The organism is Streptomyces sp. NPDC102402, from assembly GCF_044765765.1.
Classification (GTDB): domain Bacteria; phylum Actinomycetota; class Actinomycetes; order Streptomycetales; family Streptomycetaceae; genus Streptomyces.
Genome location: NZ_JBIWKR010000007.1, coordinates 380,474 through 397,611, shown reverse-complemented (window position 1 = coordinate 397,611; position 17,138 = coordinate 380,474). Strand labels below are relative to the sequence as shown.

At 69.2% G+C, this 17,138-nt stretch carries 16 protein-coding genes; 12 read left to right on the top strand and 4 right to left on the bottom strand.

The features are described 5' to 3' along the window. From ACIRJR_RS22790 to ACIRJR_RS22780, 3 genes are all read left to right on the top strand, one after another. The coding region (locus ACIRJR_RS22790; protein ID WP_403783631.1) for a vitamin B12 dependent-methionine synthase activation domain-containing protein at positions 1-1,460 on the top strand (1,460 nt) is incomplete at its 5' end. A gap of 140 nt (positions 1,461-1,600) precedes the next feature. After that, positions 1,601-2,299: an HAD family hydrolase gene (locus tag ACIRJR_RS22785; protein ID WP_403783629.1), complete on the top strand. Its 699-nt coding sequence runs from the start codon at positions 1,601-1,603 to the stop codon at positions 2,297-2,299. A gap of 397 nt (positions 2,300-2,696) precedes the next feature. Continuing rightward, positions 2,697-4,289, top strand: a complete 1,593-nt coding sequence (locus ACIRJR_RS22780) for an ABC transporter substrate-binding protein (RefSeq protein ID WP_403783627.1) — start codon at positions 2,697-2,699, stop codon at positions 4,287-4,289. Positions 4,290-4,514: 225 nt separating this feature from the next. On the opposite strand, the gene ACIRJR_RS22775 is transcribed toward ACIRJR_RS22780, so the two are convergent. Beyond that, entirely contained in the window at positions 4,515-5,186 is a 672-nt protein-coding gene (locus ACIRJR_RS22775; protein ID WP_403783625.1) for a response regulator, read from the bottom strand. A 9-nt stretch (positions 5,187-5,195) separates the two neighbouring features. Beyond that, on the bottom strand, positions 5,196-6,041 hold the full coding sequence (locus ACIRJR_RS22770) for a RecB family exonuclease (RefSeq protein WP_403783669.1): 846 nt from the start codon (positions 6,039-6,041) through the stop codon (positions 5,196-5,198). Positions 6,042-6,211: 170 nt separating this feature from the next. On the opposite strand from ACIRJR_RS22770, the gene ACIRJR_RS22765 reads away from it, so the two are divergent. From ACIRJR_RS22765 to ACIRJR_RS22755, 3 genes are all read left to right on the top strand, one after another. After that, positions 6,212-7,462 (top strand): site-2 protease family protein, encoded by a 1,251-nt coding sequence (locus ACIRJR_RS22765; protein ID WP_403783667.1) that lies wholly within the window; start codon positions 6,212-6,214, stop codon positions 7,460-7,462. A 42-nt stretch (positions 7,463-7,504) separates the two neighbouring features. Then, on the top strand, positions 7,505-8,413 hold the full coding sequence (locus tag ACIRJR_RS22760) for a tRNA (adenine-N1)-methyltransferase (protein ID WP_403783623.1): 909 nt from the start codon (positions 7,505-7,507) through the stop codon (positions 8,411-8,413). A 196-nt stretch (positions 8,414-8,609) separates the two neighbouring features. Then, positions 8,610-9,206, top strand: a complete 597-nt coding sequence (locus ACIRJR_RS22755) for a hypothetical protein (RefSeq protein WP_403783665.1) — start codon at positions 8,610-8,612, stop codon at positions 9,204-9,206. A 27-nt stretch (positions 9,207-9,233) separates the two neighbouring features. On the opposite strand, the gene ACIRJR_RS22750 is transcribed toward ACIRJR_RS22755, so the two are convergent. Further along, positions 9,234-9,545: a ferredoxin gene (locus ACIRJR_RS22750; protein WP_403783621.1), complete on the bottom strand. Its 312-nt coding sequence runs from the start codon at positions 9,543-9,545 to the stop codon at positions 9,234-9,236. 241 nt (positions 9,546-9,786) lie between these two features. On the opposite strand from ACIRJR_RS22750, the gene arc reads away from it, so the two are divergent. The 6 genes from arc to prcA all read left to right on the top strand — a co-directional run bounded on the left by arc (position 9,787) and on the right by prcA (position 15,939). Next, positions 9,787-11,553 carry a proteasome ATPase gene (arc, locus tag ACIRJR_RS22745; protein WP_403783619.1) on the top strand — a complete coding sequence of 589 codons (1,767 nt, stop codon included), beginning with the start codon at positions 9,787-9,789 and terminating at the stop codon, positions 11,551-11,553. A gap of 231 nt (positions 11,554-11,784) precedes the next feature. Then, a complete protein-coding gene (gene dop / locus ACIRJR_RS22740; protein WP_403783617.1) occupies positions 11,785-13,296 on the top strand; it encodes a depupylase/deamidase Dop in 1,512 nt (503 codons plus the stop codon). A 120-nt stretch (positions 13,297-13,416) separates the two neighbouring features. Further along, positions 13,417-13,635, top strand: a complete 219-nt coding sequence (locus ACIRJR_RS22735; RefSeq protein ID WP_267076668.1) for a ubiquitin-like protein Pup — start codon at positions 13,417-13,419, stop codon at positions 13,633-13,635. Positions 13,636-13,641: 6 nt separating this feature from the next. Next, positions 13,642-14,247 carry an endonuclease VII domain-containing protein gene (locus ACIRJR_RS22730; RefSeq protein ID WP_403783614.1) on the top strand — a complete coding sequence of 202 codons (606 nt, stop codon included), beginning with the start codon at positions 13,642-13,644 and terminating at the stop codon, positions 14,245-14,247. Next, positions 14,199-15,044, top strand: coding sequence for a proteasome subunit beta (prcB, locus tag ACIRJR_RS22725; protein WP_104790266.1), 846 nt, complete (start codon positions 14,199-14,201; stop codon positions 15,042-15,044). Before ACIRJR_RS22730 ends, prcB begins: the two co-directional genes overlap by 49 nt. Before the next feature lie 55 nt (positions 15,045-15,099). Next, the gene (gene prcA / locus ACIRJR_RS22720; protein ID WP_403783612.1) at positions 15,100-15,939 is read left to right on the top strand and encodes a proteasome subunit alpha; all 840 of its coding nucleotides are present in this window, start codon (positions 15,100-15,102) and stop codon (positions 15,937-15,939) included. Between the two features lie 50 nt (positions 15,940-15,989). Here the strand turns inward: prcA and ACIRJR_RS22715 are convergent, their stop codons facing one another. After that, on the bottom strand, positions 15,990-17,018 hold the full coding sequence (locus tag ACIRJR_RS22715; protein WP_403783610.1) for a LacI family DNA-binding transcriptional regulator: 1,029 nt from the start codon (positions 17,016-17,018) through the stop codon (positions 15,990-15,992). Between the last annotated feature and the right edge of the window lie 120 nt (positions 17,019-17,138).

The following is a 17,138-nucleotide window of genomic DNA, read 5'->3' as shown; positions in this document are numbered from 1 at the left end:
ACACCCTCCTGGAGGGCATGAAGGTCGTCGGCGAACTCTTCGGCTCCGGCCAGATGCAGCTGCCGTTCGTGCTCCAGTCCGCCGAGGTCATGAAGTCCGCCGTGGCTCACCTGGAGCCGCACATGGAGAAATCGGACGCCGAGGGCAAGGGCACCATCGTCCTGGCCACCGTCCGCGGTGACGTCCACGACATCGGCAAGAACCTCGTCGACATCATCCTGTCCAACAACGGCTACAACGTCGTCAACATCGGCATCAAGCAGCCCGTCTCCGCGATCCTGGAAGCCGCCGACGAACACAAGGCGGACGTCATCGGCATGTCCGGTCTCCTGGTCAAGTCCACCGTGATCATGAAGGAGAACCTCCAGGAGCTCAACCAGCGCAAACTGGCCGCCGACTACCCGGTCATCCTCGGCGGCGCCGCCCTCACCCGGGCCTACGTCGAACAGGACCTCCACGAGATCTACGAGGGCGAGGTCCGCTACGCCCGCGACGCCTTCGAGGGCCTGCGGCTGATGGACGCCCTCATCGGGGTCAAGCGCGGTGTCCCGGGCGCCACCCTGCCCGAGCTGAAGCAGCGCCGGGTGCCCAAGCGCGAGACGGCTGTGCCGGAGGCCGAGGAGCCGGAGGTGGGAGTCCGCTCCGACGTCTCGGTCACCAACCCGGTGCCCACCCCGCCGTTCTGGGGCACCCGGGTCGTCAAGGGCATCCAGCTCAAGGAGTACGCCTCCTGGCTCGACGAGGGCGCGCTCTTCAAGGGCCAGTGGGGCCTCAAGCAGGCCCGTGCCGGTGACGGACCGAGCTACGAGGAGCTCGTCGAGCAGGAGGGCCGGCCGCACCTGCGCGGGTGGCTCGACAAGCTCCACACCGAGAACCTGCTGGAAGCGGCCGTCGTCTACGGCTACTTCCCCTGCGTCTCCAAGGGCGACGACCTGATCCTGCTCCACGAGGACGGCTCGGAGCGCACCCGCTTCACCTTCCCCCGCCAGCGCCGCGGCCGCCGGCTCTGCCTCGCGGACTTCTTCCGCCCCGAGGAGTCGGGGGAGACGGACGTGATCGGACTCCAGGTCGTCACCGTCGGTTCGAAGATCGGCGGCGCCACCGCCGAACTCTTCGAGGCGAACTCCTACCGCGACTACCTCGAACTCCACGGGCTCTCCGTCCAGCTCGCCGAAGCCCTCGCCGAGTACTGGCACGCCCGTGTCCGCAGCGAGCTCGGCTTCGCCGGAGAGGACCCGGCCGACGTCGAGGACATGTTCGCGCTCAAGTACCGCGGCGCCCGCTTCTCCCTCGGCTACGGGGCATGCCCCGACCTCGAGGACCGCGCCAAGATCGCCGCACTCCTGGAGCCCGAGCGGATCGGCGTCCACCTCTCCGAGGAGTTCCAGCTCCACCCCGAGCAGTCCACCGACGCGATCGTCATCCACCACCCCGAGGCGAAGTACTTCAACGCACGGTAGCGAGCTGTTCGACGCGCGGTAATGCCCTACTCCGCGCGCCGTACGGGCCCGAGTCGTAGACTGGTCGGTCCAGTGCAGGCCGGTCGCCGTTCCCACCGGGAAGGCGGCCGGCCTTCTCGTCCCTCATGGAGGTGTGCCGGATGACCAGTACGGTCCCCGCGTCCCTGACCCGTACGGCCGAAGGGTCGGCGCTGCAAGCCGTCCTTCTCGACATGGACGGCACACTGGTCGACACCGAAGGCTTCTGGTGGGACGTGGAGGTCGAGGTCTTCGCCGACCTCGGCCACCGGCTCGACGAGTCGTGGCGCGACGTGGTCGTCGGCGGGCCGATGACCCGGAGCGCCGGGTACCTCATCGAGGTCACCGGCGCCGCCATCGCCATCGAGGAACTCACCGTCCTGCTCAACGACCGCTTCGAGAAGCGCATCGGGCGCGGTGTCCCGCTGATGCCCGGCGCCGCCCGGCTGCTGGCCGAGCTCTCCGCGCACGAGGTGCCCACGGCTCTGGTCTCCGCCTCGCACCGGCGGATCATCGACCGTGTTCTGGACTCGGTGGGCCGCCACCACTTCGCCCTCACGGTCGCCGGGGACGAGGTGACCCGCACCAAACCCCACCCCGAGCCCTATCTCGCGGCCGCCGCGGGCTTCGGGGCGGACCCCTGGCGCTGCGCGGTCATCGAGGACACCGCGACGGGCGTCGCGGCGGCCGAGGCCGCGGGCTGCCGCGTCGTCGCCGTGCCGTCCGTGGCGACGATCGCCCCCGCACCGGGAAGGGTGGTCGTCCCCTCGCTGGAGCAGGTGGACCTGGCCTTTCTGCGCGGCCTGGTCACGGACGAGTGACCGCCGGCGTACGGGCCAGGACGCCGCGCCGCTGAAGGCGCTCCGTCACCGAGGACGTGCGGCCACAAGGCGAGGGGCGCCGCCGCGACGCCCGCCCGCCTCCGTCTCCACACCCCTCACGCCAGGTTCATGTCAATGCGATCACCGGTCCGGGTGCGTGACGTTCGTCACTCGACGTGATGTTCGGGGGTGCTCCGGGCCGGTCGCGATGTCCGTTTAGGCAGCCCATACGTCCGGATTGATGGAGTGCTGTACGAAACATTCCCGAGCGTGACATGGACAACCCGTCATCGGTGATCACCGAGTGGATACGCGGCTGAACGGCACCGGTCAAGCCCCCCTGCGACGCCTACTAATCTCGGTTTTCTCACATGCCGGAATGAGGGAGTACGTCCAGATGAACCGCAAGACGCTGGTGTTGCCGGCCGTAGTGGGCCTGCTCGCGCCCGTGCTCGCCGCCTGTGGCGGGTCGGACGACGGGGGCGATGCCATCGTTGTCGGGACGACGGACCAGTTCATCGCCTCGAAGGACAACCCGGCGCCGCTCGACCCGGCCATCGGCTACGAGGCGGGCGTGTGGAACGTCCTGCGCCAGACGGTGCAGACCCTGACCCACATACCGAAGGGCGGCAGCGAGCCAGTGCCCGAGGCTGCCGAGAGCTGTGCCTTCACCGACACGGAGAACGAGAGCTACCGCTGCACGCTGCGTGACGGGCTCACCTTCGCGGACGGCACCCCGGTCACCCCGGAGGACGTGAAGTACTCCATCCAGCGGGTCATCGACATCAAGGACGAGAGCGGCCCGGTCGGCCTGCTCTCCAACATCGACACGATCGAGACCAAGGGTGAGAGCGAGGTCGTCTTCCACCTGCGCACCCCGGACGCGACCTTCCCCTACAAGCTGGCCACGCCGCCCGCCGGCATCGTCCAGAAGGACAAATATCCGGCGAAGTCCGCGCGCGAGGGCTTCCAGGTCGACGGCTCGGGGCCCTACACCATGAAGCCGGAAGTCGAGGGCGGCCAGGTCGTCAAGGTCGTCTTCACCAGGAACCCGAAGTACAAGGGCGACCTGAAGATCAAGAACGAGAAGGTCGAGCTCGACCTCTTCCCCGACGCGGCCGCGATGGGTAAGGCTCTCGACGACAAGAAGATCGACATGATGACGCGCACCATGTCGCCCGAGCAGGCGCAGCAGATGCTGGAGGAGCCGAAGGACGGCGTCAAGCTCACCGAGATGCCCGGTCTGGCCATCAGTTACCTCGGCTTCAACACCGAGGACCCCTCGGTGAAGGACAAGGCCGTGCGCCAGGCGATAGCGCAGGTCATCGACCGCGGACCCATCGCGAGCAAGGTGTACGGCAGCACGGCCGAGCCGCTGTACTCGCTGATCCCGTCCGGTATCACCAGCCACACCAACTCGTTCTTCAACAAGTACGGTGAGCCCAGTGTCTCCGCGGCCGCGCAGACCCTGGACAAGGCCGGCATCAGCACTCCGGTGAAGTTCACGCTGCACTACACGACGGACCACTACGGCCCCGCCACCAAGGCGGAGTTCGAGATGCTGGCGAAGCAGCTCAACGACTCGCAGCTTTTCGAGGTGGACATCCAGGGCACGCCGTGGGACAAGTTCCGCCCCGCCCAGAAGAAGGGTGAGTACGCGGTCTACGGCATGGGCTGGTTCCCCGACTTCCCGGACGCGGAGACCTACACGGCGCCGTTCCTCGACGAGGACAACTTCCTCAACTCGCCCTACCGGTCGGCCCTGGCCACGGGAACGCTCATCCCGGAGTCCCGCCGCGAGGCCGACCGCAGCGCGGCGACTCCGACCTTCGAGAAGCTCCAGGACATCGTTGCCACCGACGTCCCCGTGCTTCCGGTCTGGCAGGGCAAGCAGTACGTCGCCTCGCTCGAAGGCCTGAGTGGCGTGGAGTGGTCCGTCAACTCCTCGGCCGACCTCCAGCTCTGGGAGCTGGGCCGCGGCGAGTCCTGACGCGACACCCTCCGGAAACCGGCGCGGGGGGGGGGGCGCGGGCCCCCCCCCCCCCCCGGGGGCTCCCCCCCCCCCCCCCCCCCCCCGCCCCCCCCCCCCCCGCCGCCCCCCCCCCCGCCGCCCCCGCCCCCCCCCCCCCCCCCCCCCCCCCCCCCCCCCCCCCCCCCCCCGGGCCCCGCCCCCCCCCCCCCCCCCCCGCGCCGGTTTCGTCTCCGCGCCACACCTTCACTGGGCGCCGGGACGCACCAGCCCGCTCTCGTAGGCGTAGACGGCTGCCTGCACGCGGTCGCGCAGCCCCAGCTTCGTCAGCACATGGCCCACATGCGTCTTGACCGTCGTCTCGCTCACGAACAGGTCGGCCGCGATCTCCGCGTTGGACAGACCGCGCGCCACCAGCTTCAGCACCTCCACCTCACGCTCGGTGAGGGTCTGCAGGGCGTCCGGAACGGGGTCCTCGCCCGACGGCAGGTGGTCGGCGTACTTGTCGAGCAGCCGGCGGGTGATGCTCGGGGCCAGCATCGCCTCACCCGCGGCCACCACCCGGATGGCCTGCACCAACTCGTCGGCCGGCGCGTCCTTCAGCAGGAAGCCGCTGGCACCCGCGCGCAGTGCCTCCACGACGTACTCGTCGAGGTCGAACGTCGTCAGCACCAGGACCTTCGCCGGACCGTCCCGGCCGGGACCTGTGATCTGGCGGGTCGCCTCGACCCCGTCCATCCTCGGCATCCGGATGTCCATGAGCACGACATCGGGCTGCAGCGCCCGCACCTGATCGATGGCCTGCAGACCGTCACCGGCCTCACCGACCACCGCGAGATCACCTTCCGCCTCCAGGATCATCCGGAAGCCGGTGCGCAGCAGTGGTTGATCATCGACGAGCAGGACGCGGATAGCCACGTAATCTCCTTAAGGGCCTTCGAGGGCCACCGGCCGGCCGGCCTCGGACCGGTCCGGCTCCATTCTGCCCTGCACAGCCTCCACCGATTCGGCCGGGCGGACGGACAGCGGATAGACCGGGGGAGTCCCGCCGAACTCCGGACAGATCGCCCGGTGGTCGCACCAGCCGCACAGCTTCGTCGGCCTCGGCCGCCACTCGCCCGTCTCGGTGGCGAGCCGGATGGCGTCCCACAGCGCGAGCAGCTTGCGCTCCACCCGTTCGAGGTCGGCGGGGACGGGGTCGTACGTCAGCACGTCCCCGCTGCCGAGATAGACCAGCTGGAGCCGACGGGGCACCACCTTCTTCAGGCGCCACACCACCAGGGCGTAGAACTTCATCTGGAACAGCGCGCCCTCCGCGTACTCCGGCCGCGGCGCCTTGCCCGTCTTGTAGTCGACGATGCGGACCTCTCCCGCCGGGGTCACATCGACCCGGTCGATCACCCCGCGCAGCCGCAGCCCCGAATCCAGCTCCGTCTCGACGAACAGCTCCCGCTCGGCCGGCTCCAGGCGGGTCGGGTCCTCCAGCGAGAACCACCGCTCCACGAGACGCTCCGCCTCGCTCAGCCACCCCGCGAGCCGCTCCCCGTCGGGGTCCTCCTCGAACAGCTCCGTCAGCTCGGGCTTCGACTCGAGCAGCCGGTCCCACTGGCCGGGGATCAGAGCCTTGGCCTCCGGCGCCGTACGGTCCGCGGCCGGGGCGTCGAACAGCCGCTCCAGCACCGCATGCACCAGCGTGCCCCGGGTAGCAGCCTCACTGGGCTTCTCGGGCAGCTTGTCGATGACCCGGAAGCGGTACAGCAGGGGGCACCGCATGAAATCGCTCGCGCGCGAGGGCGACAGGGACGAGGGTGGCTGAGGCGGGCGCGGTACGGACGTCATGTCGAAGACCCTACGGCCCGCCACCGACACCCAGCGGCATACCATCGACGACAGAGCTCGCGCACAGCATGATCGTGGCAGAAGCCACCGACCGAAGGGACCCCGTGGACGAGAGCGGCGACAGCGGGCGCCCGCAGCCCGGCGCAGGGGGCACGGACCCCGGCACCGGACCGAAGAAGGGCAAACCGCGACGTCCGGCAGATCCCGGCGGCGGCCTCCTCATGGGCCGCCCCTTCGGTGTGCCGGTGTACGTGGCACCCAGCTGGTTCGTCGTCGCGGCTCTGATCACCTGGGTCTTCGGCGGCCAGCTCGACCGCGTCCTGCCGGAACTCGGCGGCGCGCGTTATCTGGTCGCACTCTTCTTCGCGATCGCCTTCTACGCCTCCGTGCTGGTCCACGAGCTCGCCCACACCGTCGCCGCCCTGCGCTACAAGCTGCCGGTGCGCCGCATCCAGCTCCAGTTCTTCGGCGGCGTCTCCGAGATCGAGAAGGAGACCGAGACCCCCGGGCGTGAGTTCGTCCTCGCCTTCGTGGGGCCGCTGCTCTCCCTCGTCCTCGGCGGCGTCTTCTACATCCCGCTCCAGTTCGTCGAAGCGGGCACCGTCCCCGGTGTGCTCCTCGCCGGCCTGATGGTCTCCAACCTCATCGTCGCGGCCTTCAACCTGCTGCCCGGCCTGCCCCTGGACGGCGGTCGGATGCTCCGCGCCGTGGTCTGGAAGATCACGGGCAAGCCGATGAGCGGCACCGTCGCCGCCGCCTGGGTCGGCCGGGGCCTGGCCATCACCGTCTTCGTCGGCCTCCCGCTGCTCACGCACTCCGGCGCTCTCGGCGACGCCGCCGGCGACATCAGCGGGTTCGAGACCGTCACCGACGCCCTCCTCGCGGCGATCCTCGCGGCGATCATCTGGACCGGGGCCGGCAACAGCCTGCGGACGGCCCGGCTCCGCGAGCACCTCCCCGAACTGCGCGCCCGCACCCTCACCCGGCGTGCCGTGCCCGTCGAGTCCGCGACCCCGCTCTCCGAGGCGCTCCGCCGGGCCAACGAGGCCGGCGCCCGGGCCCTGGTCGTCGTCGACGGGCAGGGCAGCCCCAAGGGCGTCGTCCGGGAGGCGGCCATCGCCGGCGTGCCCGAGCACCGCCGGCCCTGGGTGGCCGTCAGCGGCCTGGCCCAGGACCTCACCGACGGCATGAAGGTCCCCGCCGGCCTCGCGGGCGAGGCGCTCCTGGACCGGCTCAAGGCCACCCCGGCCACCGAGTACCTGGTCGTCGAGGACACCGGCGAGATCTACGGTGTCCTCTCCACCGCCGACGTCGAGCGCGCCTTCATCAAGGCGATGGCCCGCCCGTCGGCCTGACGCCCCGGGAGGCGGCCCCCGAATTACCGGTAGGCTGGTCACATGTCCGAACCGACCGGTGCCGCCCGCCGTCGCGGCCCATTCAAAGTCGGGGACCAGGTCCAGCTCACCGACCCCAAGGGACGCCACTACACCTTCACGCTCGAAGCCGGAAAGAACTTCCACACCCACAAGGGTTCTTTCCCGCACGACGAGCTGATCGGTGCTCCCGAGGGCAGTGTTGTCCGTACCACGGGAAACGTCGCCTACCTCGCGCTGCGCCCCCTGCTCCCCGACTACGTCCTGTCCATGCCCCGCGGTGCCGCCGTGGTCTACCCGAAGGACGCGGGCCAGATCCTCGCCTTCGGCGACATCTTCCCCGGCGCCCGCGTCGTCGAAGCCGGCGTCGGCTCGGGTGCGCTCAGCACCTTCCTGCTGCGCGCCATCGGCGAGCAGGGCATGCTGCACTCCTACGAGCGCCGCGAGGACTTCGCCGAGATCGCCCAGCAGAACGTCGAGCGTTATTTCGGCTCGCCGCACCCCGCCTGGCAGCTCACCGTCGGCGACCTCCAGGACAACCTCTCGGACACCGACGTCGACCGCGTCGTCCTGGACATGCTCGCCCCGTGGGAGTGCCTCGAGGCCGTGTCCAAGGCCCTGGTGCCCGGAGGCATCCTCTGCGCGTACGTCGCGACCACGACCCAGCTCTCGCGGACCGTCGAGTCCATCCGTGAGATCGGCTGCTTCGCCGAGCCGCAGCCCTGGGAGTCGATGATCCGCAACTGGCACGTGGAGGGTCTGGCCGTCCGGCCCGACCACCGGATGATCGGCCACACCGGCTTCCTCGTCACCGCCCGCCGCCTCGCGGACGGCGTCGAGCCTCCGGTGCGCCGCCGCCGCCCGTCCAAGGGCGCCTACGGCGAGGACTACGAGGGTCCCAACAGCCGGGGCGGTTCCGCCCCCCGCGACTGACCCGCACGACGCGAAGGCGCCGCCGCCGAGTTCCCGGACCGACCCGGGGCCCGGCGGCGGCGCCTTTCCGCTGCCCGCGACGACCCCGCCGTTCCCCTCGGGTGTGAGGTGTGGCACGATGCTGGCCACCCCCGCCCGCCGGCGTCCGTTCGGCACCGCCCATCCAGGCATCCAGGAACCACAGGAGACATACCGCGTGCAGACCTCCGCGCTCCCGGACCTCGCGCACACAGACGCCAAGCCGGTGCACTGGCTCGCCACGGCGACGGCGATGGCCGCGGTCGTCGCCGCCGCGGGTCTGCTCCAGCCCGAGGCGGCCACCGCCACGGCTTCGGCGTCCGAGCACCGGGTGACCACGCAGCAGGGCGGCGCGCCCGCCGCGGCGGCGCCCGACCCGGCCGCCGTCACGTTCCCGCTGGACTGCGGCACGGCCGGGCAGACGGTGGCCGACAGCGCACCCGGAGACCTCGACGGGGACGGCGGACCCGAGACCGTCGCCGTCGTCCGCTGCGCCGCGGGGTCCGGTACCCCGCCCAGCGGCATCTACGTCGTGACACAGCCGAGCGGGGCCGCACCCCGGGTCGTGGCGACCCTGGTGGACCCCGCCCGGAAAATCAACGTCACCGATTTCACCGTCCGTGACGGACGGATTTCGGCCACGCTGCTCGGCTACTCCTCGGCCGACGTGCCGCGCTGCTGCCCCGACGAGTTGGAGAACGCAACCTGGCAGTGGAAGGGCGACGCGTTCATCCAGTCCGCCGGCCCTGCCGCCGGCACGGCACGCGGCGTCTGAGCCGTCACTCCGCGTCCGGTCCGGCCGTCACTCCGCGTCCGGTCCGAAGACTTCCACGTTGTCCGAAACGCGACGTACATGAATGCAGTCGCCCGGGCATTCCTTGGCCGAATCCACGACGTCCTGGAGGAGGGGCAGCGGCACCGGGGTGGTCGCCCCCTTGTCCTGGAGGAGCTCGTCCTCGGAGCTCTTCACGTAGGCCAGACCGTCGATGTCCAGCTCGAACACCTCAGGTGCGTACTGCACACAGATGCCGTCGCCCGTACAGAGATCCTGGTCGATCCAGACCTCGAGATCCTGCGTGTCGCTGTCGGCCTGAGCGTCCTGCTGCACGGTCATGTGTCCTGCCGTTCCCTGCGTATCTGCACCAATTGAAGCCAGCCCTGACGGGTGTTGAACGCTTCGACGATACAACCGGCTGCTTTCCGGTGCCGAAGGGTGGGTATTCCCTTGGCGTGAGGGAGAGCGCAAGGGTGAAGATCGGACACACTCCCGGGTCTTTGTGATCTAGGGGTTTCAATCATCACCCACCCAGGTAGGGTCAGGAAGCGTCCAGCTCCCCTTGGAGGAGGTGAGGACCGTGGCAGCCCACGACGACGACATCAACCGCGGCATCCGGCCCGTGCGGGGGTCAGAAGACCCAGCCGGCCAGGTTGCCTATCTCGAGCAGGAAATCGCCGTCCTGCGACGTAAGCTCGCCGACTCTCCGCGTCATTCGAGGATTCTCGAAGAGCGGATCGTCGAGTTGCAGACCAACCTGGCAGGCGTGTCCGCGCAGAACGAGCGGCTCGCCAACACACTCCGGGAGGCCCGCGACCAGATCGTGGCCCTCAAGGAGGAGGTCGACCGGCTCGCGCAGCCGCCGGCCGGCTTCGGCGTCTTTCTGCAGGCCAACGAGGACGACACCTGTGACATCTTCACCGGGGGCCGCAAGCTCCGGGTGAACGTCAGTCCCAGCGTCGAGCTCGAGGGCCTCCGGCGAGGCCAGGAAGTCATGCTGAACGAGGCGCTCAACGTGGTCGAGGCCATGGAATTCGAGCGGGCCGGGGACATCGTCACCCTCAAGGAGATCCTCGAGGACGGCGAACGCGCCCTGGTGGTCGGGCACACCGACGAGGAACGGGTGGTGAGGCTCGCCGAGCCCCTCCTGGACATCACCATCCGCCCCGGCGACGCCCTTCTGCTCGAACCCAGGTCCGGCTACGTCTACGAAGTGGTCCCCAAGAGCGAGGTCGAAGAGCTCGTTCTCGAAGAGGTCCCGGACATCGACTACAACAAGATCGGCGGTCTGGGCGACCAGATCGAACTGATCCGCGACGCGGTCGAGCTCCCGTACCTCCACCCGGACCTCTTCAGGGAGCACGAACTCCGTCCGCCGAAGGGCATCCTGCTCTACGGCCCTCCGGGCTGCGGCAAGACACTCATTGCCAAGGCCGTCGCCAACTCGCTGGCCAAGAAGGTCGCCGAGGTCACCGGACAGCCCGCGGGGAAGAGCTACTTCCTCAATATCAAGGGCCCCGAGCTCCTCAACAAGTACGTCGGTGAGACCGAGCGGCACATCCGCCTCGTCTTCCAGCGTGCCCGGGAGAAGGCGAGCGAGGGCACCCCCGTCATCGTCTTCTTCGACGAGATGGAATCGCTCTTCCGCACCCGTGGTTCCGGTGTCAGCTCGGACGTGGAGAACACCATCGTCCCCCAGCTGCTCGCCGAGATCGACGGCGTGGAGGGCCTGGAGAACGTCATCGTCATCGGCGCCTCCAACCGTGAGGACATGATCGACCCCGCGATCCTGCGGCCCGGCCGTCTCGATGTGAAGATCAAGATCGAGCGTCCGGACGCGGAGGCGGCGAAGGACATCTTCGCGAAGTACCTCACGCCCTCGCTGCCGCTGCACTCGGACGACCTGGCCGAGCACACGGGCTCGAAGGAGGCCGCCGCCCACGCGATGATCCAGTCGGTCGTGGAGCGGATGTACACGGAGTCCGAGGAGAACCGCTTCCTCGAGGTCACCTACGCCAACGGCGACAAGGAAGTCCTGTACTTCAAGGACTTCAACTCCGGAGCGATGATTCAGAACATCGTGGACCGGGCGAAGAAAATGGCCATCAAGGCATTCCTCGAGCAGGGCCAGAAGGGCCTGCGCGTCTCCCATCTCCTCCAGGCGTGCGTGGACGAGTTCAAGGAGAACGAGGACCTGCCCAACACCACCAATCCGGACGACTGGGCCAGGATTTCCGGAAAGAAGGGCGAGCGGATCGTCTTCATCCGCACGCTCGTCACCGGAAAGCAGGGCGCGGACACCGGTCGTTCCATCGACACGGTGGCGAATACCGGACAGTACCTGTAAAACGCAGACCGGCTGCGGACGCCCGGCAGGGCGTCCGCAGCCGGCCGTTTTCCCGGCAGGTCCGGCCACACCCACCCGAACAATGACGTAATTGATCTCCCCACCGGGGCAGTGGCGCTCTAGGCTCTGCCGTACCGCCGAGTCGCGCAGTGCGGGGACGGGCACCGCGGACCAGCAGCGGTACTTGAGCGGTGCTCCCGGACGGGAGTTCCGCCGGGCAAGGAGGGCCGCATGACCGTACGGCGAGTAATGGGCATCGAGACGGAGTACGGGATCTCCGTTCCCGGTCAACCCAACGCCAATGCCATGCTCACCTCGTCCCAGATCGTCAACGCCTACGCGGCGGCGATGCACCGGGCGCGCCGCGCCCGCTGGGATTTCGAGGAGGAGAATCCGCTGCGTGACGCGCGAGGCTTCGACCTCGCCCGTGAGACCGCGGACTCCAGCCAGCTCACCGACGAGGACATCGGCCTGGCCAATGTCATCCTCACCAACGGTGCGCGGCTGTACGTCGATCACGCGCACCCCGAATACAGCTCACCGGAGATCACCAATCCGCTGGACGCGGTGCTCTGGGACAAGGCCGGCGAGCGGGTGATGGCGGAGGCCGCCGAACGTGCCGCCGCGATCCCCGGGGCCCAGCCGATCCACCTCTACAAGAACAACACCGACAACAAGGGCGCGTCCTACGGCACGCACGAGAACTACCTGATGAAGCGGGAGACCCCCTTCTCGGACATCGTGCGCCACCTGACCCCGTTCTTCGTGTCCCGCCAGGTCGTCACCGGCGCCGGCCGGGTCGGCATCGGCCAGGACGGCCATGAGCACGGCTTCCAGATCAGTCAGCGCGCCGACTACTTCGAGGTCGAGGTGGGCCTCGAGACCACGCTCAAGCGCCCCATCATCAACACGCGCGACGAACCGCACTCCGACGCCGAGAAGTACCGCAGGCTCCATGTGATCATCGGCGACGCGAACCTCTCCGAGATCTCGACCTATCTGAAGCTGGGCACCACCTCGCTGGTCCTGGCCATGATCGAGGACGGCTTCATCAACGTCGACCTGGCGGTCGACCAGCCGGTCCGTACGCTGCACCAGGTCTCGCACGACCCGACACTGAAGCAGCTGGTCACCCTCCGCAGCGGCCGGACACTCACCGCGGTGCAGCTCCAGATGGAGTACTTCGAGCTGGGCCGCAAATACGTCGAGGATCGCTACGGGGCCGACGCGGACGAGCAGACCAAGGACGTCCTGGCGCGCTGGGAGGACACCCTGAACCGTCTGGAGAACGATCCGATGAGCCTGTCGGGCGAGCTGGACTGGATCGCCAAGCGGGAGCTCATGGAGGGCTACAGGCGCCGTGACGGCCTGGACTGGGACGCCCCCCGCCTGCACCTCGTGGACCTCCAGTACGCCGACGTACGGGCCGACAAGGGCCTGTACAACCGTCTGGCGGCCCGCGGGAAGATCAAGCGGCTCCTCGACGAGAGCGAGGTCGAGCGCGCCCGTACGAAGCCGCCCGAGGACACCAGGGCCTATTTCCGGGGCCGCTGCCTGGAGCAGTACGCGGACGACGTCGCCGCTGCCTCCTGGGACTCGGTCATCTTCGACCTGCCCGACCGGGACTCGCTGCAGCGGGTGCCCACCATGGAACCGTTGCGTGGTACACGCGCCCATGTCGAGGGCCTCCTGGACCGCTGCCGCACGGCGGAAGAGCTGGTCCGGACGCTGACGGGGGGCTGAAAGGTGCTCCGGCTGGGAATCAATCAGATGACCTCCTGACGTTGAGGAAAGTACCGGGCCAATGTCGGACCCCGTAGGTAGGGTCTGATCAAGTGCTTCGAACCGAGCGGGGTGAGCTACATGGCGACCAAGGACACCGGCGGCGGACAGCAGAAGGCGACGCGTTCCACCGAGGAGACCGAGGAGCAGGCGCAGGAGGCGCAGGCGTCCGAGGACCTCGCGGAGCGGCAGGAGAAGCTCAGCGACGACGTGGACGACGTCCTCGACGAGATCGACGACGTACTCGAGTCCAATGCCGAGGACTTTGTTCGAAGTTTTGTACAAAAAGGCGGACAGTAAGCAAAAATGTCCGAATCGGGCGAAGAGAAGTGGTGCTCCGGCTGTAAGAGGGATTTGCCACTCCCCTCCGTCGCGTCGGACAAGAATCGACGCGACGGGCTTCAACCTCGGTGTCGGGGGTGCGTGGCTGCGTACGGGGCCGCGCACTACCGGCACCGCCGGGAAGCTCAAGGCAAGCCGGTAAGGGAGCGCGTGGACGTTCCGCCGGGGTACAAGGAGTGTCGGACGTGTGGCGAAGTCAAGCCGCACAGCGAGTGGCACCGTAACGCCATGGCCACCGACGGCCTGGCGACACGCTGCAAAGCGTGCAAGGCCATTCAGGGACGGGCAGGTCACCTGAAGCGCCACTACGGCATGACCGAGGCTCAGCGCGATGCCATGATCTTGTCGCAGTCGGGCGTCTGCACTATCTGTCTAGCTGCTCCCGCCGTTCATGTGGATCACTGTCACAAGACGGGTAGGGTCCGAGGCGTACTGTGCTTCAACTGCAATTCGGCCATCGGCAAGTTGGGGGATGATCCTGACTCCTTGCGCAGGGCCATCGCATACCTGGAGGGAAACGCGTGGAAGCCAACACTCGTAGCACCGGGCGTCTACCAGCTGCCTTCCTGACGCCGGGTTCGTCGTCGTTCATGGACTTCCTGTCCGACCACTCGCCCGAGATCCTTCCCGGCAACCGCAGCCTGCCGCCGCTGCAGGGCGCGGTCGAGGCGCCGCACGGGACCACCATCGTCGCGGCCTCGTTCCCCGGCGGAGTCGTTCTCGCCGGTGACCGGCGGGCGACCATGGGGAACATGATCGCGCAGCGCGACATCGAGAAGGTGTTCCCGGCCGACGAGTACTCGGCGGTGGGGATCGCCGGCACGGCGGGGCTCGCCGTGGAGATGGTCAAGCTGTTCCAGCTGGAGCTGGAGCACTTCGAGAAGGTCGAGGGTGCCACGCTCTCCCTGGAGGGCAAGGCCAACCGCCTCTCCACGATGATCCGCAGCAATCTGGCGATGGCCATGCAGGGCCTGGCGGTCGTCCCGCTGTTCGCCGGGTACGACGTCGACCGCGAGAAGGGACGGATCTTCTCGTACGACGTCACCGGCGGCCGTTCCGAGGAGCGCGGCTACGCGGCGACCGGTTCCGGCTCCGTCTTCGCGCGCGGGTCGATGAAGAAGCTGTTCCGCGACGACCTGACGGAGGAGCAGACGCTCACCCTGGTCGTGCAGGCGCTGTACGACGCGGCCGACGACGACTCGGCGACCGGTGGCCCTGACGTGGCCCGCCGGATCTACCCGATCGTCACCGTCATCACCGACGAGGGCTTCCGCAGGCTGGACGACGCGGAATCCTCGGAGATCGCGCGCGCGATCCTGGAGCGCCGGCTCGAGCAGCCCGACGGCCCCCGCGCCGCACTGCTCTGACCGGTCCGATGCTTCTCCGATGCACTCGTCACTGACAGAAAGGGACGGATAGCCGGTGTCGACGCCGTTCTATGTCTCACCCCAGCAGGCCATGGCCGACCGGGCGGAATACGCCCGGAAGGGCATCGCCCGTGGTCGCAGCCTGGTTGTGCTGCAGTTCGCCGACGGCATTGTGTTCGTCGGCGAGAACCCGTCCCGCGCGCTGCACAAGTTCAGCGAGATCTACGACCGGATCGGCTTCGCCGCCGCCGGCAAGTACAACGAGTACGAGAACCTCCGCATCGGCGGTGTCCGCTACGCCGATCTGCGGGGATACACCTACGACCGCGACGACGTGACGGCCCGTGGGCTGGCCAACGTCTACGCGCAGACGCTCGGCACCATCTTCTCCAGCGCGGCCGAGAAGCCGTACGAGGTGGAGCTGGTCGTCGCCGAGGTCGGCGCCGGGCCCGAGGGTGACCAGATCTACCGGCTGCCGCACGACGGATCGATCGTGGACGAGCACGGATCGGTCGCCGTGGGCGGGAACGCCGAGCAGATCAGCAGTTTCCTCGACCAGCGCCACCGCGACGGGATGTCGCTCGCCGAGGCGCTGAAGCTGGCCGTGCAGGCACTGTCCCGCGAGGCCAACGGCAACGAGCGGGAGATTCCCGCCGAGCGGCTCGAGGTCGCGGTCCTGGACCGCACGAGGCCGCAGCAGCGCAAGTTCAAGCGGATCGTCGGCCGGCAGCTGGCCAGGCTGCTGGACGCGGACGGCGCGGGGGCGACCCCGACGGACGCCCCGTCCGACACGGAGGAGCCCGAGGGCGGCGGCGCCCCGGCCGCCGGTGCGGACACACCGGCCACGGGCACGGACGGTCCCGCCGGGACCACGGGCGAGCCCACCAAGGAATAGCGTCCGAAGGCTGTGTCCCCGGTCCCCGCGTGCGGGGGCCGGGGACACGGTCATGTGGTGGGCGGGGAAGCGGTGGAGCCTCGCACCACCAGCTGGACCGGGAGATCGCTGTGCGCGGCCGCCCGGCCCTCCAGGACGTCGAGCAGAGCCGTCATGCCCCGCTCGCCCACCTGTTCGGCCGGAAGGCGCACGGTGGTGAGTTCGGGTTCCACCGCCGTGGCGAGCGCCAGATCGTCGAAGCCGGTCACGGAGATGTCGTCGGGTACCCGCAGCCCTCGTCTGCGCACCGCCTTGCAGGCGCCGGCGGCCAGGATGTCGTCGTCGCAGACGATGGCCGTGGGCAGGGGGCCGGGTGAGGCCAGGACGGCCTCGGCCGCCTCGCGCCCCGCCCGTACGTCCAGCGGGGCGCTGACGGTCCGCAGGACCGCTCCGGGGACGTCGTCCACGGCGTCCCGCAGTGCCCGGGCGCGCGCCGCGAAGGTCCAGGTGTCCACGGCGGACGCGAGGTGCACGATCCGGCGGTGGCCCAGGTCCAGCAGATGGCCCGTCACCTGGCGCATCCCGTCCGCGATGTCGAGGTTCACGCGCGCCGCGGCGCCGCGGTCCCCCGGGTCGCTGTCCAGCATCACCAGCGGGAGCCCCGCGCCCCGCAGCGCGCCCACGGCGTCCGCCGCCATGGACGAGGCGATCACCCCGTCGAGCGCCGCGCGGGCCGAGGCGAAGGGGTCCCGGGCCGGGCCGGTGCCGTCGGGGGACGGGTAGAGGACCACGCCGAAGTCGTGCTCCGCGGCGACGGCCGCGGCTCCGGTGTACACCCGTGCGAAGAATTCGTTGGTGAGCGCGGGGACGACGAGGAGGGCCGTGCGCGTGCGGCCCAGACGGAGGCTGCGGGCGGCGAGATTCGGCCGGTAGCCGAGGCTGCTGGCACTTTCCCGGACCCGCTCGGCGGTGGCCGCCGACACCCGGCCCCGCCATTTGGCCCCGAGCACGAGGGAGACCGTGGCCTGCGAGACGCCCGCGGCCCGTGCCACGTCACGGCTGGTGGGCCGGGGCGGGGCGGGCTGTCGCGCGCTGCTCACTCGTGTCTCCGTGCCGGTCGGGTCGAATGCGGCGGGATGGACTCCCGGGCTGCCCACATGGTACGTATGAACACCGACGTTATACGTAAAACCCCGGGGCTGTGACACCGTCGGGGGAGA